The sequence below is a fragment of the Pseudomonas sp. genome, assembly GCF_017744435.1.
Taxonomy (GTDB): Bacteria; Pseudomonadota; Gammaproteobacteria; order Pseudomonadales; family Pseudomonadaceae; genus Aquipseudomonas.
In genome coordinates, this window is record NZ_JAGIBG010000024.1 from 72,169 (window position 1) to 87,151 (window position 14,983).

12 protein-coding genes are annotated in these 14,983 nt (G+C 61.0%); 11 read left to right on the plus strand and 1 reads right to left on the minus strand.

The features are described from left to right. The first annotated feature begins 130 nt into the window (after positions 1 to 130). From J7573_RS17015 to J7573_RS17045, 7 genes are all read left to right on the plus strand, one after another. Complete coding sequence (locus tag J7573_RS17015) at positions 131 to 2,962, plus strand: 2-oxoglutarate dehydrogenase E1 component (protein WP_103446608.1); 2,832 nt, start codon at positions 131 to 133, stop codon at positions 2,960 to 2,962. Between the two features lie 42 nt (positions 2,963 to 3,004). Continuing rightward, on the plus strand, positions 3,005 to 4,228 hold the full coding sequence (odhB, locus tag J7573_RS17020) for a 2-oxoglutarate dehydrogenase complex dihydrolipoyllysine-residue succinyltransferase (RefSeq protein WP_294337618.1): 1,224 nt from the start codon (positions 3,005 to 3,007) through the stop codon (positions 4,226 to 4,228). A 93-nt stretch (positions 4,229 to 4,321) separates the two neighbouring features. After that, complete coding sequence (gene lpdA / locus J7573_RS17025; protein ID WP_003254207.1) at positions 4,322 to 5,758, plus strand: dihydrolipoyl dehydrogenase; 1,437 nt, start codon at positions 4,322 to 4,324, stop codon at positions 5,756 to 5,758. 172 nt (positions 5,759 to 5,930) lie between these two features. Continuing rightward, positions 5,931 to 7,097: an ADP-forming succinate--CoA ligase subunit beta gene (gene sucC, locus J7573_RS17030; protein ID WP_003254205.1), complete on the plus strand. Its 1,167-nt coding sequence runs from the start codon at positions 5,931 to 5,933 to the stop codon at positions 7,095 to 7,097. Then, positions 7,097 to 7,981, plus strand: coding sequence for a succinate--CoA ligase subunit alpha (gene sucD / locus J7573_RS17035; protein WP_016393102.1), 885 nt, complete (start codon positions 7,097 to 7,099; stop codon positions 7,979 to 7,981). The genes sucC and sucD overlap by 1 nt, the downstream gene beginning before the upstream one ends. Before the next feature lie 373 nt (positions 7,982 to 8,354). Then, positions 8,355 to 9,668, plus strand: coding sequence for a branched-chain amino acid transport system II carrier protein (brnQ, locus tag J7573_RS17040; RefSeq protein ID WP_103446610.1), 1,314 nt, complete (start codon positions 8,355 to 8,357; stop codon positions 9,666 to 9,668). Positions 9,669 to 9,850: 182 nt separating this feature from the next. Beyond that, on the plus strand, positions 9,851 to 10,600 hold the full coding sequence (locus J7573_RS17045; protein WP_294337663.1) for a DUF599 family protein: 750 nt from the start codon (positions 9,851 to 9,853) through the stop codon (positions 10,598 to 10,600). Positions 10,601 to 10,667: 67 nt separating this feature from the next. On the opposite strand, the gene J7573_RS17050 is transcribed toward J7573_RS17045, so the two are convergent. Next, positions 10,668 to 10,943 carry a hypothetical protein gene (locus J7573_RS17050; RefSeq protein ID WP_008091929.1) on the minus strand — a complete coding sequence of 92 codons (276 nt, stop codon included), beginning with the start codon at positions 10,941 to 10,943 and terminating at the stop codon, positions 10,668 to 10,670. A gap of 154 nt (positions 10,944 to 11,097) precedes the next feature. Between J7573_RS17050 and J7573_RS17055 the strand changes: the two genes are divergently transcribed. From J7573_RS17055 to J7573_RS17070, 4 genes are all read left to right on the plus strand, one after another. Beyond that, the gene (locus J7573_RS17055; RefSeq protein ID WP_294337668.1) at positions 11,098 to 11,574 is read left to right on the plus strand and encodes a PaaI family thioesterase; all 477 of its coding nucleotides are present in this window, start codon (positions 11,098 to 11,100) and stop codon (positions 11,572 to 11,574) included. Further along, on the plus strand, positions 11,571 to 12,053 hold the full coding sequence (locus J7573_RS17060; protein WP_294337669.1) for a PaaI family thioesterase: 483 nt from the start codon (positions 11,571 to 11,573) through the stop codon (positions 12,051 to 12,053). The genes J7573_RS17055 and J7573_RS17060 overlap by 4 nt, the downstream gene beginning before the upstream one ends. 69 nt (positions 12,054 to 12,122) lie before the next feature. Further along, positions 12,123 to 14,030: a molecular chaperone HtpG gene (htpG, locus tag J7573_RS17065; protein ID WP_294337671.1), complete on the plus strand. Its 1,908-nt coding sequence runs from the start codon at positions 12,123 to 12,125 to the stop codon at positions 14,028 to 14,030. Positions 14,031 to 14,093: 63 nt separating this feature from the next. Then, positions 14,094 to 14,819 carry a dienelactone hydrolase family protein gene (locus J7573_RS17070; RefSeq protein ID WP_294337672.1) on the plus strand — a complete coding sequence of 242 codons (726 nt, stop codon included), beginning with the start codon at positions 14,094 to 14,096 and terminating at the stop codon, positions 14,817 to 14,819. Positions 14,820 to 14,983 lie beyond the last annotated feature (164 nt).

The following is a 14,983-nucleotide window of genomic DNA, read 5'->3' on the forward strand; positions in this document are numbered from 1 at the left end:
CAGGGGCTTTCCGGGCTGGTACCCGGAAAATCAGCAGGATCCAAGTGGCGTGGTTCAGTCGCTTTATTCGGACTTTTCCAGGTTTGCTGTGGCTCTCGCCGATCAGTCCCCTAACCGAGGGTGACCAAGCATGCAAGAAAGCGTGATGCAGCGCATGTGGGATAGCGCCCACCTTTCAGGTGGTAACGCTGCATATGTGGAAGAGCTCTACGAGCTCTACCTGCACGACCCTAACGCTGTGCCAGAAGAGTGGCGCACTTACTTCCAGAAGTTGCCAGCCGACGGCAGCACCGCTACCGATGTATCGCACTCGACGATCCGCGACCATTTCGTACTGCTGGCAAAGAACCAGCGCCGCGCCCAACCGGTTTCCGCCGGGAGCGTGAGCACAGAACACGAGAAGAAGCAGGTTGAAGTACTGCGACTGATCCAGGCCTATCGTATGCGCGGCCATCAGGCTGCCAAGCTCGACCCGTTGGGGTTGTGGCAGCGACCTGCGCCTGTAGACCTGTCGATCAATCACTACGGCTTGACCAATGCCGATCTTGATACGACCTTCCGTGCCGGCGACCTGTTCATCGGCAAAGAGGAGGCGAGCCTACGCGACATCTTCGAGGCACTCCAGAAGACATATTGTCGCACCATTGGCGCCGAGTTCACCCACATCGTCGATTCCGAGCAACGCAGCTGGTTCCAGCAGCGCCTGGAAAGCGTGCGCGGCCGTCCGGAATTCTCGGTCGATGTGCAGACGCACCTGCTCGAGCGCGTGACCGCTGGTGAAGGCCTTGAGAAGTACCTGGGCACCAAGTACCCGGGCACCAAGCGTTTCGGCCTCGAGGGCGGCGAAAGCCTGATCCCGATGCTGGACGAAATGATCCAGCGTTCCGGCTCCTACGGCACCAAGGAAGTCGTGATCGGCATGGCCCACCGTGGCCGTCTGAACGTGCTGGTCAACACCTTCGGCAAGAACCCGCGCGAGCTGTTCGACGAGTTCGAAGGCAAGAAGATGAACGAGCTGGGCTCCGGTGACGTGAAGTATCACCAGGGCTTCTCCTCCAACGTGATGACCCCCGGTGGCGAAGTTCACCTGGCCATGGCGTTCAACCCGTCCCACCTGGAAATCGTCTCGCCAGTGGTGGAAGGTTCGGTGCGCGCCCGTCAGGACCGTCGCAACGACACCGTGGGTGACAAGGTTCTGCCGATCTCGATCCACGGCGACGCTGCGTTCGCCGGCCAGGGCGTGGTCATGGAAACCTTCCAGATGTCGCAGACCCGTGGTTTCAAGACCGGCGGTACCGTGCACATCGTGATCAACAACCAGGTTGGTTTCACCATCAGCAACCCGCTGGACGCACGTTCCACCGAGTACGCCACCGACGTCGCCAAGATGATTCAGGCGCCGATCCTGCACGTCAACGGTGACGATCCGGAAGCGGTGCTGTTCGTGACCCAACTGGCCATCGATTACCGCATGCAGTTCAAGCGTGACGTGGTCATCGACCTGGTCTGCTACCGTCGCCGCGGCCACAACGAGGCCGACGAGCCGAACGGCACTCAGCCTTTGATGTACCAGCAGATCACCAAGCAGCGCACGACTCGTGAGTTGTACGCTGAGGCGCTGATCCAGGCCGGTCGCATCGATGCCGAGCGTGCTCAGGCCAAGATCGACGAATACCGCAACGCGCTGGACAACGGCCTGCACGTGGTGAAGAGCCTGGTCAAGGAGCCGAACCGCGAGCTGTTCGTCGACTGGCGTCCGTACCTGGGCCATGCCTGGACCGCGCGTCACGACACCCGCTTCGACCTCAAGACCCTGCAGGACCTGTCGGCCAAGCTGCTGGAACTGCCAGAAGGCTTCGTCGTCCAGCGTCAGGTCGCGAAGATCTACGAAGATCGCCAGAAGATGCAGGCCGGTGGCTTGCCGATCAACTGGGGTTATGCAGAGACCATGGCCTACGCCACCCTGCAGTTCGAAGGTCACCCGATCCGCATGACCGGCCAGGACATCGGCCGTGGCACCTTCTCGCACCGTCACGCAGTGCTGCACAACCAGAAGGACGCCAGCACCTACGTACCGCTGAAGAACCTGTTCCCGGGCCAGCCGCGTTTCGACCTGTACGACTCCTTCCTGTCGGAAGAAGCAGTACTGGCCTTCGAATATGGCTACTCGACCACCACGCCGAACGCGCTGGTGATCTGGGAAGCCCAGTTCGGCGACTTCGCCAACGGTGCCCAAGTGGTGATCGACCAGTTCATCACCAGCGGCGAGCACAAGTGGGGCCGCCTGTGCGGTCTGACCATGCTGCTGCCACACGGTTATGAAGGGCAGGGCCCGGAGCACTCCTCCGCGCGTCTGGAGCGTTACCTGCAGCTGTGCGCCGAGCACAACATCCAGGTCTGCGTACCGACCACCCCGGCACAGATCTACCACCTGCTGCGTCGCCAGGTCATTCGCCCGCTGCGCAAGCCGCTGGTGGTCCTGACGCCGAAGTCGCTGCTGCGCCACAAGCTGGCCATCTCGACCCTGGAAGACCTGGCAGAAGGCTCGTTCCAGACCGTGATCCCGGAAATCGACAGCCTCGATCCGGCCAAGGTCGAACGCCTGGTGCTGTGCAGCGGCAAGGTCTACTACGACCTGCTGGAAAAACGCCGTGCCGAAGGCCGCGAAGACATCGCGATCCTGCGTCTGGAGCAGCTGTATCCGTTCCCTGAGGACGACCTGGTCGAAATCCTGGCGCAGTACACCAACCTCAAGCATGCGGTCTGGTGTCAGGAAGAGCCGATGAACCAGGGCGCCTGGTACAGCAGTCAGCACCACATGCGCCGTATCCTGGGCCGCCACAACAAGGCATTGGTCCTGGAATACGCCGGCCGCGACGCTTCCGCCGCGCCAGCCTGTGGTTACGCATCGAAGCACGCCGAGCAGCAGGAAAAACTGCTGCAAGACGCCTTCACTGTTTAATGCCTTCGCGCACCTGAAACCGAATTTAAGGAAACACAGATAATGGCTATCGAGATCAAAGCCCCAACCTTCCCGGAATCGGTTGCCGATGGCACCGTTGCCACCTGGCACAAGCAGCCGGGCGATGCCGTCAAGCGTGACGAGCTGATCGTCGACATCGAGACCGACAAGGTCGTCCTGGAAGTGCTGGCCACCGCCGACGGCGTGCTGGGCGCCATCGTCAAGGGCGAGGGCGACACCGTCCTGTCCGACGAAGTACTGGGTTCGATCGTTGAAGGTGGTGCTGCCGCCGCTGCTCCAGCTGCTGCCCCGGCCGCTGCTGCTCCAGCTGCCGCTGCTGCCGCCGACGCTGGCGAAGACGACCCGATCGCCGCTCCAGCCGCGCGCAAGCTGGCTGAAGAGAGCGGTATCGATCTGGCTACCGTTGCCGGCACCGGCAAAGGTGGTCGCATCACCAAGGAAGACGTCGTCGCCGCCGTCGCCAACAAGAAGTCCGCTCCGGCCCCGGCTGCCAAGCCTGCCGCTGCCGCTGCTGCTGCTCCTGTTGTGGTTGCCGCTGGCGACCGCACCGAGAAGCGCGTGCCGATGACCCGTCTGCGCGCCAAGATCGCCGAGCGTCTGGTCGAAGCCCAGTCGAACATGGCCATGCTGACCACCTTCAACGAAGTCGACATGACCGAAGTCATGGCCCTGCGCTCGAAGTACAAGGACCTGTTCGAGAAGACCCACAACGGCGTTCGCCTGGGCTTCATGTCGTTCTTCGTCAAGGCCGCCACCGAAGCCCTGAAGCGCTTCCCGGCTGTCAACGCCTCGATCGACGGCAACGACATCGTCTACCACGGTTTTGCCGACGTCGGCGTTGCCGTGTCGAGCGATCGTGGCCTGGTGGTACCGGTGCTGCGTAACGCCGAGTCGATGAGCCTGGCGGAAATCGAAAACGGCATCGCCACCTTCGGCAAGAAGGCCCGTGACGGCAAGCTGGCCATCGAAGAAATGACCGGCGGCACCTTCACCATCACCAACGGCGGTACTTTCGGTTCGATGATGTCGACCCCGATCGTCAACCCGCCGCAGGCCGCGATTCTTGGCATGCACAACATCATCCAGCGCCCGATGGCCATCAATGGCCAAGTCGTGATTCGCCCGATGATGTACCTGGCGCTGTCGTACGATCACCGCCTGATCGATGGCAAGGAAGCAGTAACCTTCCTGGTCACCATCAAGAACCTGCTGGAAGATCCGTCTCGCCTGCTGCTGGACATCTAACCCTCTGGCTGCGTACCGTGCCGGCCCTGGCTTCGCGAGAAGCCATGCCGCGCGGTCCGCGGCCTGTAGCTTGTAGCTGATAAGGAATCTTTTATGACCCAGAAATTCGACGTAGTGGTAATCGGTGCAGGTCCTGGCGGCTATGTTGCTGCCATCAAGGCCGCACAACTTGGTCTGAAGACTGCCTGTATCGAGAAGTACACCGACGCCGAGGGCAAGCTGGCCCTGGGCGGCACCTGCCTGAACGTAGGTTGCATCCCGTCCAAGGCGCTGCTGGACAGCTCCTGGAAGTACAAGGAAGCCAAAGAGAGCTTCAACGTCCACGGTATCTCCACTGGCGAAGTGAAGATGGACGTCGCCGCGATGGTTGGCCGCAAGGCTGGCATCGTGAAGAACCTGACCGGTGGCGTTGCCACTCTGTTCAAGGCCAACGGCGTTACCTCGATCCAGGGCCACGGCAAGCTGCTGGCTGGCAAGAAGGTCGAAGTCACCAAGGCTGACGGCACCACCGAAGTCATCGAAGCCGAGAACGTGATCCTCGCTTCCGGCTCGCGTCCGATCGACATTCCACCGGCTCCGGTCGACCAGAACGTCATCGTCGACTCCACCGGCGCCCTGGAATTCCAGGCCGTACCGAAGCGCCTGGGCGTGATCGGTGCTGGCGTGATCGGCCTGGAGCTGGGCTCGGTATGGGCTCGCCTGGGTGCTGAAGTCACCGTCCTGGAAGCCCTGGACACCTTCCTGATGGCTGCCGACACCGCCGTGTCGAAAGAAGCCCAGAAGACCCTGACCAAGCAAGGCCTGGACATCAAGCTGGGCGCTCGCGTCACTGGCTCGAAAGTCAACGGCAACGAAGTCGAAGTGACCTACACCAACGCCGAAGGCGAGCAGAAGATCACCTTCGACAAGCTGATCGTCGCGGTCGGCCGTCGTCCGGTGACCACCGATCTGCTGGCTGCCGACAGCGGCGTGACCATCGACGAGCGTGGCTACATCTTCGTCGACGACTACTGCGCTACCAGCGTTCCAGGCGTATACGCCATCGGTGACGTGGTGCGTGGCATGATGCTGGCACACAAGGCCTCGGAAGAGGGCATCATGGTCGTCGAGCGCATCAAGGGCCACAAGGCCCAGATGAACTACGACCTGATCCCGTCGGTCATCTACACCCACCCGGAAATCGCGTGGGTCGGCAAGACCGAACAAGCCTTGAAGGCCGAGGGTGTTGAGGTTAACGTAGGCACCTTCCCGTTCGCGGCCAGCGGCCGTGCGATGGCAGCCAACGATACCGGTGGTTTCGTCAAGGTCATCGCCGACGCCAAGACCGACCGCGTCCTGGGTGTTCACGTGATTGGCCCATCGGCTGCCGAACTGGTACAGCAGGGCGCAATCGCAATGGAATTCGGCACCAGTGCCGAGGATCTGGGCATGATGGTCTTCAGCCATCCAACCCTGTCCGAAGCGCTGCATGAAGCAGCGCTGGCAGTGAATGGCGGCGCCATTCACGTGGCCAACCGTAAGAAGCGTTAATTATAAGAAACCACGGCGGGCTGCCCGTCGTGAGTCTTGCGTGCATGACTCACCGCGGAACGTTCGCCGGACCGGACTACACGGGAAAACCCGGGGTCAATGGTCACAGGTGGTGCGGCGCCAGCAATGGCGCAGCACCGAAGCGCAGTACCTAACGAAGACGGTAAAAAGCATGAATCTTCACGAGTATCAGGGTAAGCAGCTGTTCGCTGAATACGGCCTGCCAGTTTCCAAGGGTTTCGCTGTCGATACCCCTGAGCAAGCTGCAGAAGCCTGCGACAAGATCGGCGGGAACGAGTGGGTAGTAAAAGCCCAGGTTCACGCGGGTGGTCGCGGTAAAGCGGGCGGCGTCAAGCTGGTTCGCAGCAAGGAAGACGCCAAGGCGTTCGCTGCACAGTGGTTGGGCAAGAATCTGGTTACCTACCAGACCGATGCCAACGGTCAACCCGTCTCCAAGATTCTGGTCGAATCCTGCACTGACATCGCCAAAGAGCTGTACCTGGGCGCTGTAGTGGATCGTTCGAGCCGCCGTATCGTGTTCATGGCTTCCACCGAGGGTGGCGTGGACATCGAGAAAGTTGCTCACGAAACTCCTGAGAAGATCCTCAAGGCTACCATCGACCCACTGGTTGGCGCTCAGCCGTTCCAGGGTCGTGAACTGGCGTTCCAGCTGGGTCTGGAAGGCAAGCAAGTTCAACAGTTCGCCAAGATCTTCGTTGGCCTGGCCAAGCTGTTCAAGGATCACGATCTGGCCCTGCTGGAAGTGAACCCGCTGGTGATCAAGGCCGACGGCGACCTGCACTGCCTCGATGCCAAGATCAACATCGACGCCAACGCCATGTACCGTCAGCCTAAGCTGAAGACCTTCCACGACCCGTCGCAGGACGACGCCCGTGAAGCCCACGCTGCCAAGTTCGAACTGAACTACGTTGCCCTCGAAGGCAACATCGGCTGCATGGTCAACGGTGCCGGCCTGGCCATGGGTACCATGGACATCGTCAACCTGCACGGCGGCAAGCCAGCCAACTTCCTCGACGTGGGCGGCGGCGCTACCAAAGAGCGCGTTACCGAAGCGTTCAAGATCATTCTGTCCGACAGCAATGTCGCGGCCGTTCTGGTCAACATCTTCGGCGGCATCGTTCGCTGCGACATGATTGCCGAAGGCATCATTGGTGCAGTGAAAGAAGTCGGCGTGAAAGTTCCGGTTGTCGTTCGCCTCGAAGGCAACAACGCCGAACTGGGCGCTAAAGTACTGGCAGAAAGCGGTTTGAACATCATTGCGGCCACCAGCCTGACCGACGCTGCTCAACAAGTTGTCAAAGCTGCGGAGGGCAAGTAATGAGCGTCCTGATCAATAAAGATACCAAAGTCATCTGCCAGGGCTTCACCGGCTCGCAGGGTACTTTCCACTCCGAACAAGCCATCGCCTACGGCACCAAGATGGTCGGCGGCGTTACGCCAGGCAAGGGTGGCACCACCCACCTGGGCCTGCCAGTGTTCAACACTGTGAAAGAAGCCGTAGAAGCCACCGGCGCTGACGCTTCGGTCATCTACGTTCCGGCTCCTTTCTGCAAGGACTCGATCCTGGAAGCAGCCTTCGGCGGCATCAAGCTGATCGTCTGCATCACCGAAGGCATTCCTACCCTGGACATGCTGGATGCCAAGGTCAAGTGTGACGAGCTGGGCGTGACCCTGATCGGCCCTAACTGCCCAGGCGTCATCACTCCGGGCGAGTGCAAGATCGGCATCATGCCAGGCCACATTCACCTGCCAGGCAAGGTCGGTATCGTTTCGCGTTCCGGCACCCTGACCTACGAAGCGGTCAAGCAGACCACCGACGCCGGCTTCGGCCAGTCGACCTGCGTGGGCATCGGCGGCGACCCGATCCCAGGCTCCAACTTCATCGACATCCTGAAGCTGTTCCAGGAAGACCCGAAGACCGAAGCGATCGTCATGATCGGTGAGATCGGCGGTTCGGCTGAAGAAGAAGCGGCGGCCTACATCAAGGCCAACGTCACCAAGCCAGTCGTTTCCTACATCGCCGGTGTTACTGCACCTGCGGGCAAGCGCATGGGCCACGCTGGCGCCATCATCTCCGGCGGCAAGGGCACTGCGGACGAGAAGTTCGCCGCGCTGCAGGACGCTGGTGTGAAGACCGTGCGTTCCCTGGCTGATATCGGCAAGGCCCTGGCCGAGCTGACCGGCTGGGAAGCCAAGAAGTAATACCTGCTACACCCCCCACGCGCACAGAGGCCACCTTCGGGTGGCCTTTGTCGTTTCTGCAGCTCGAACAGGCAGTTAGGTTTTTCGATGGGTTTGATAGGAATTTTCGCGCAGACGAAAGTTTCAATATGGTGATAATTCCTACTGTCTCCGGTCACGCAGACGACAAACATGTACGCACATCGGACAAGCAGCACTGTATCAGTGCGTTTACCGGGTAAAACGGTTAATCTACGCGTTCACTCTGTGCCCGTACCCCAAAAGGGAACGACACGCTAAACGGGTCTGGCCTATCAAGCCGGGCAGCATTTCCCCTCATCCAATGGGAAATCCCCTCTCGAATCCCGATTTCAGCAGTGTGGTACTACCTTAAATGAAAGTTCTCAAAGGCCAGGATATCCTGGCGCTTGGCTTTATGACGTTTGCGCTTTTCGTAGGCGCTGGCAACATCATCTTCCCGCCTATCGTCGGTCTGCAGTCTGGCCCGCACGTATGGATGGCGGCCCTGGGCTTCCTGGTCACCGCCGTGGGCCTGCCGGTCATCACCGTGGTCGCCCTGGCCAAGGTCGGTGGCGGCATGGACGCCTTGAGCAGCCCGATCGGCAAGTTCTTCGGTGGCCTGCTGGCGGCTGTGTGCTACCTGTCGGTCGGCCCGCTGTTCGCGACGCCGCGTACTGCGACCGTATCGTTCGAAGTGGGCGTGGCACCGCTGACCGGCGAAAGCCCGACGGCGCTGTTCATCTACAGCCTGGTGTACTTCGCCGTGGTACTGGCCGTGTCCATGTACCCGGGCAAGCTGCTTGACACCGTCGGTCGCTTCCTCGCACCGCTGAAGATCATCGCCCTGGCGGTGCTGGGTATCGCAGCCTTCGCCTTGCCGGCCGGGACCATTGGTGAAGCACAGCCGGCCTATGCCGCCGCTGCGTTCTCCAAGGGCTTCTCCGATGGCTACCTGACCATGGACACCCTCGGTGCCCTGGTGTTCGGTATCGTCATCGTCAACGCCATCCGCTCGCGCGGTGTCGAATCGCCGAAGCTGATCACCCGCTATGCCATCATCGCCGGCCTGATCGCAGGTGTCGGCCTGGCCCTGGTGTACGTCAGCCTGTTCCGTCTGGGCGCCACTAGCCACGACATCGCCGCTGACGCCACTAATGGTGCGGCCGTTCTGCACGCCTACGTGCAGCACACCTTCGGCTCCCTGGGTAGCGGCTTCCTCGCGGTGCTGATCGCCTTGGCGTGCCTGGTGACGGCGGTGGGCCTGACCTGCGCCTGCGCCGAATACTTCAGCCAGATTTTGCCGCTGTCGTACCGCGCACTGGTGGTGATCCTGGCGGGCTTCTCGCTGCTGATCTCCAACCTGGGCCTGACCAAGCTGATCATGTTCTCGATCCCGGTGCTGACCGCCATCTATCCGCCATGCATCGTGGTAGTGGGCCTGAGCTTCGTGAAGGACCTGTGGAATTCGCCGACCCGTATCCTGGCTCCGGTGATGCTGGTGTCGCTGGTGTTCGGTATGGTCGACGCGATCAAGGGTAGCGATATTGCCCATGTATTGCCGGACGTACTGGCGCACCTGCCGCTGAGCGACCAAGGCCTTGCCTGGCTGGTGCCATCGGTGGTGACCCTGGTTGGCGCCGTGGCCTGCGACCGCATGCTTGGCAAGCCACGCGAAGCGTTGGCCTGAGACGTTGAAGCCTGAGGGCGGCACCGGCCACAAGCCGTAGGGTGCTCGCCAAGGGTGGAGACTCGGAAGCCCCGCATCTGAAAGGATGCGGGGCTTTTTCGTTTCAGTGTGTGCCTTTTACCGCTTGCAGGCGTCGAAACCCGGTCACTATTCTTTGTGCACCTGGCCCTCGGGAACCCTGCATGAACTTCATCCAAAGCAATCTCCACAACCTCCTGGCCGTATGCTGGTTCGCCCTCTGCTGGGGCGGCTACACCCGCTATGCCATCTGGAAGGGCCGCGATACCGCGTGCCTGGCCAGCGTGCTGCACCTGTACCGGGAAGACTGGATGCGCCGCATGCTGCTGCGCGACAACCGCATCGCCGACGCCAGCGTGATCGGCAACCTGGAGCGCAATGCGTCGTTCTTCGCCTCCAGTACCCTGATCATCCTTGCCGGTATTCTCACCGTGCTGGGTGCTTCGGATCGTGCCTTGTCGTTGCTCGCGGACCTGCCGCTGGTGCAGCAGGCGTCCCAAGGCATGTCGGAGATCAAGCTGCTGTGCCTGGCCATGGTGTTCGTCTACGCCTTCTTCACCTTCAGCTGGTGCATGCGTCAGTACAACTTTGCCGCAGTACTGGTGGGGTCCGCGCCGATGATCGGCGAGCGCCAGGTCAACGAGCTGGAGCGCAAGGCCTTTGCCTCACGAGCCGCACGGGTGCTGTCGCTGGCAGCCAACCAGTTCAACTTTGGCCTGCGCTCTTATTACTTCGGCATGGCCATGTTGACCTGGTTCATCAGCCCCTGGCTGTTCATGGTCGTGAGTGTCGGTGTAGTGCTGATTCTGTATCGCCGTGAGTTCCATTCCGATGTATTGGACGTCATGGTGTTCACGCCAACCGAAAGTGCGCTGACAGACATGCCCAGGGAAAGTTCCAACAGCATTAACTGAAACGTTTAATCCTCTAAAGGCAGGCACAAAAAAACCCGACATTGTCGGGTTTTTTTGATGTGCTCGATTACTGCTTGGCAGGTTCGGCAGGCGCGGTTTCCGGCGCCGGAGTAGCCGGGGCGGCCTCTTCGGCGGCCTTCTTCTCGGCTTCGGCCTGATCTTTGGCGGCTTCGGCGTTTTCCTTGGCGGCTTCGTTCATCTTATCCTGAGCTTCGCCCATCTTTTCCTGGGCTTGCTCGGCGTGTTGCTGTGCGTCTTGGGCTTTGTCTTCGCTCGCTTTATCGCAAGCAGCCAGGCCCATGGCAGCAGCCAGCATCAGAGCAAAAGCAAAAGGTTTACGCATGGGGGTGTTTCTCCTTGGTGGAATAATTGACTTGTTCCTTCGAGTTCAATCACACGGAATAAGTTCCGCAGAGGTTACAGATATATAACACCCCGTTCTATATAGACTTTTTATTGATTTTATGCCGCTGCGGCAGTGCTTACGGAACTCGCCTATGAACGATCAAAGCTTGTTGGCCATGGCTGAGCGTTTTCTCTCGGCATTGAAACATTGCCAACGGTTGCAGATGCGCGTTGCCCATGCTGACAGCGACGGCATGACCCTGGTCATGCCCTGGTCGCCAGCGATCGTCGGCAACCCGCAGACCGGCGCGGTGCACGGTGGTGCCCTGACCACGTTGATGGATACCACCTGCGGCATGGCGACGTTGTGTGTATTGCCGCGCTTCGAGGTGTGCCCGACGCTCGATCTGCGCATCGACTACATGCACCCGTCCGCACCCGGCAAGCCGATCTACGGCCATGCGCATTGCTATCGCGTGACCCGTGACGTCATTTTCACCCGCGGCACCGCCTACCAGGACGACCCCGAGCAGCCGATCTGCCAGGTGGTCGGCACCTTCATGCGCCTGGGCCAGGAGATCAAGGGTGGCATCCGCTTCGGCAACAGCCTGAAGGAGGGCGGGGCATGATCCCTGAACACGTTCGCCAGCAATTGAACGCGGCTCACGCAGTCGGCGACTACGGCCCCTTGCTCGCCTTGATCCCTTACGCCGGGCTGATCGGCATCGAGTGCCAGCGCGAGGGTGACGACTTGCTGTTCCGCCTGCCGGCCAGCCAGGACAACATCGGTAACCCATTACTGCCGGCCATCCATGGTGGCGTCATCGCCGGCTTCATGGAGCTTTCCGCGGCGCTGTACCTGCTGATCTACAGCGAGAGCGCGAGCATTCCGAAAATCATCGATTTCTCCATCGACTACCTGCGCGCAGGGCATTTTCGCGACACCTATGCCCAGTGCCAGCTATGGCGTCAGGGGCGGCGGGTGACCAACGTCGCCATCACCGCCTGGCAGGGCGATCGGCAGTCGCCGATCGCCACCGCTCGCGCGCATTTCAAGATCGAGCCGGAAAAGCCCTTGAAATCGTCCGGGCAGCCCCCATCTGCATGACATCCGCCGTTAACGCAGGCCAAGTCGGCCGCCAGGCGCCACTGCCATCAGATCGGAGTTTTGAAGACCATGAGTGTGGAGACTCAAAAAGAAACGCTGGGCTTCCAGACCGAGGTAAAGCAGCTGCTGCACCTCATGATTCATTCCCTGTACTCGAACAAGGAGATCTTCCTGCGTGAGCTGATCTCCAACGCTTCCGACGCCGCCGACAAGCTGCGCTTCGAGGCCCTGGCCAAGCCGGAGCTGCTCGAGAACGACGCCGACCTGAAGATCCGCCTGAGCTTCGACAAGGACGCCGGTACCGTGACCCTCGAGGACAACGGCATCGGCATGAGCCGCGAAGATGTCATCGCCCACCTGGGCACCATTGCCAAGTCCGGCACCGCCGACTTCATGAAGAACCTCACCGGTGACCAGAAGAAGGATTCGCACCTGATCGGTCAGTTCGGCGTGGGCTTCTACTCGGCCTTCATCGTTGCCGACAAGGTCGATGTGTACAGCCGCCGTGCCGGCCAGCCAGCTGCCGAAGGCGTGCACTGGTCGTCGAAGGGCGAGGGTGAATTCGAAGTCGCCACGATCGACAAGCCGCAGCGCGGCACCCGCATCGTCCTGCACCTGAAGAAGGACGAGCAGGAGTTCGCCGATGGCTGGCGCCTGCGCAACGTGGTCAAGAAATACTCCGACCACATTGCCCTGCCGATCGAACTGCCCAAGGAGCAGGCCGAAGCCGCCGAAGGTGAAGAAAAGCCGGCGCAGGAATGGGAAACTGTCAACCGCGCCAGCGCCCTGTGGACCCGTTCGCGCTCCGAGGTGAAGGACGAGGAATACCAGGAGTTCTACAAGCACATCGGCCATGACTTCGAAAACCCGCTGGCCTGGAGCCACAACAAGGTCGAAGGCAAGCTCGAATACAACTCGCTGCTGTACGTGCCGGCCCGTGCACCGTTCGACCTGTACCAGCGCGAAGCACCACGCGGCCTGAAGCTGTATGTTCAGCGCGTGTTCATCATGGACCAGGCCGAGTCGTTCCTGCCGCTGTACCTGCGCTTCATCAAAGGTGTGGTCGACTCCAACGACCTGTCGCTGAACGTGTCTCGCGAGATCCTGCAGAAAGACCCGATCATCGACTCGATGAAGACCGCGCTGACCAAGCGTGTGCTGGACATGCTGGAGAAGCTGGCGAAGAACGAGCCTGAGCAGTACAAGGGCTTCTGGAAAAACTTCGGCCAGGTGCTGAAGGAAGGCCCGGCCGAAGACTTCGCCAACAAGGAAAAGATCGCCGGCCTGCTGCGCTTCGCCTCCACCCAGGATGACAGCGGCGAGCAGAGCGTTGCCCTGGCTGACTACCTGGCGCGTGCCAAGGAAGGCCAGGACAAGATCTACTACCTCACCGGCGAGTCCTACGCGCAGGTCAAGAACAGCCCGCACCTGGAAGTCTTCCGCAAGAAAGGCATCGAGGTCCTGCTGCTGACCGACCGTATCGACGAGTGGCTGATGAGCTACCTCAACGAGTTCGATGGCAAGGCCTTCGTCGACGTTGCCCGTGGCGACCTGGACCTCGGCAAGCTGGACTCGGAAGAGGACAAGAAAGCCCAGGAAGAAGTGGCCAAGGACAAGGAAGGCCTGGTCGAGCGCCTGAAAGGTGCGTTGGGTGACAGCGTCGCCGAAGTGCGTGTGTCGCACCGCCTGACCGACTCGCCGGCGATCCTCGCCATCGGCGAACAGGACCTGGGCCTGCAGATGCGCCAGATCCTCGAAGCCAGCGGCCAGAAGGTACCGGACTCGAAGCCGATCTTCGAGTTCAACCCGACCCACCCACTGATCGAGAAGCTCGACAACGAGCAGAGCGAAGACCGCTTTGCCGAGCTGTCGCACATCCTCTTCGATCAGGCCGCGCTGGCGGCCGGTGACAGCCTGAAGGACCCGGCGGCTTACGTTCGTCGCCTGAACAAGCTGCTGGTCGAGCTATCTGCTTGAGTTGATGCACAGGAAAGCCCGCTTCGGCGGGCTTTTTTATAGTGAGTGCCTAAGGAGTGTTTGATGAGCAAGGTAATCGTCGAATCGCTGGTCTATCACCTGTCCGGCAAGACCTACGAAAGCCGCCTGGTCTATGAGCCAGGTGCGCTGGGCCGCCCAGGCCTGGTGATGGCGCCGAACTGGATGGGCATCGGCGAAGGCGCGGAGCGTATCGCCAAGGAAGTGGCCGAGAAGGGTTATGTGGTACTGATTGCCGACCTGTATGGGCAGTCGGTACGGCCGTCCAATGCCGATGAGGCAGGGGCGGCGATGATGCCGCTGAAGAATGACCGTGGCGAGCTGCGCAAGCGCATGCAGGAAGCCCTGGCGCAACTGCTGGGCCAATCCAGGGCCTTGCTGGAGCCGGGCAAGGTGGCCACCTTCGGCTTCTGCTTCGGTGGCTGCTGTGCCCTGGAGCTGGCCCGTACCGGGGCCGACCTGAAAGCGGCGGTGTCGTTCCACGGCACACTGGACACCCCGAATCCGGAAGATGCCAAGCGTATCAAAGGCTCGGTGCTGGTACTGCACGGTGCTTCCGACCCGCTGGTGCCGAAGGAACAACTGCCGGCGTTCGAAGATGAAATGAACGCGGCCAAGGTGGACTGGCAGCTGCTGAGCTACGGTGGCGCGGTGCATTCGTTCACCGACCCGAATGCCAATGTGCCAGGCAAGATGCAGTATGACCGTCGTACTTCGGAGCGGGCGTTCCGCTCGATGCACAACCTGCTCAGCGAAGTGTTCCAGCGCTGATACTGCAGGGGGCCGCTGTGCGGCCCTTTCGCCGGCAAGCGCGGCTCCCACAGGTACTGCACAGGCTTTGATGACAGTGCTGACCTGTGGGAGCCGCGCTTGCCGGCGAAAGGGCCGCACAGCGGCCCCCTGCAGTATCAGCGCTGGAACACTTCGCTGAGCAG

Bases quoted from the DNA above. Each gene is read 5' to 3' on its own strand.
- J7573_RS17015 (WP_103446608.1), top strand. From the start codon at position 131: ATGCAAGAAAGCGTGATGCAGCGCATGTGGGATAGCGCCCACCTTTCA.
- odhB (WP_294337618.1), top strand. From the start codon at position 3,005: ATGGCTATCGAGATCAAAGCCCCAACCTTCCCGGAATCGGTTGCCGAT.
- lpdA (WP_003254207.1), top strand. From the start codon at position 4,322: ATGACCCAGAAATTCGACGTAGTGGTAATCGGTGCAGGTCCTGGCGGC.
- sucC (WP_003254205.1), top strand. From the start codon at position 5,931: ATGAATCTTCACGAGTATCAGGGTAAGCAGCTGTTCGCTGAATACGGC.
- sucD (WP_016393102.1), top strand. From the start codon at position 7,097: ATGAGCGTCCTGATCAATAAAGATACCAAAGTCATCTGCCAGGGCTTC.
- brnQ (WP_103446610.1), top strand. From the start codon at position 8,355: ATGAAAGTTCTCAAAGGCCAGGATATCCTGGCGCTTGGCTTTATGACG.
- J7573_RS17045 (WP_294337663.1), top strand. From the start codon at position 9,851: ATGAACTTCATCCAAAGCAATCTCCACAACCTCCTGGCCGTATGCTGG.
- J7573_RS17050 (WP_008091929.1), bottom strand. From the start codon at position 10,943: ATGCGTAAACCTTTTGCTTTTGCTCTGATGCTGGCTGCTGCCATGGGC.
- J7573_RS17055 (WP_294337668.1), top strand. From the start codon at position 11,098: ATGAACGATCAAAGCTTGTTGGCCATGGCTGAGCGTTTTCTCTCGGCA.
- J7573_RS17060 (WP_294337669.1), top strand. From the start codon at position 11,571: ATGATCCCTGAACACGTTCGCCAGCAATTGAACGCGGCTCACGCAGTC.
- htpG (WP_294337671.1), top strand. From the start codon at position 12,123: ATGAGTGTGGAGACTCAAAAAGAAACGCTGGGCTTCCAGACCGAGGTA.
- J7573_RS17070 (WP_294337672.1), top strand. From the start codon at position 14,094: ATGAGCAAGGTAATCGTCGAATCGCTGGTCTATCACCTGTCCGGCAAG.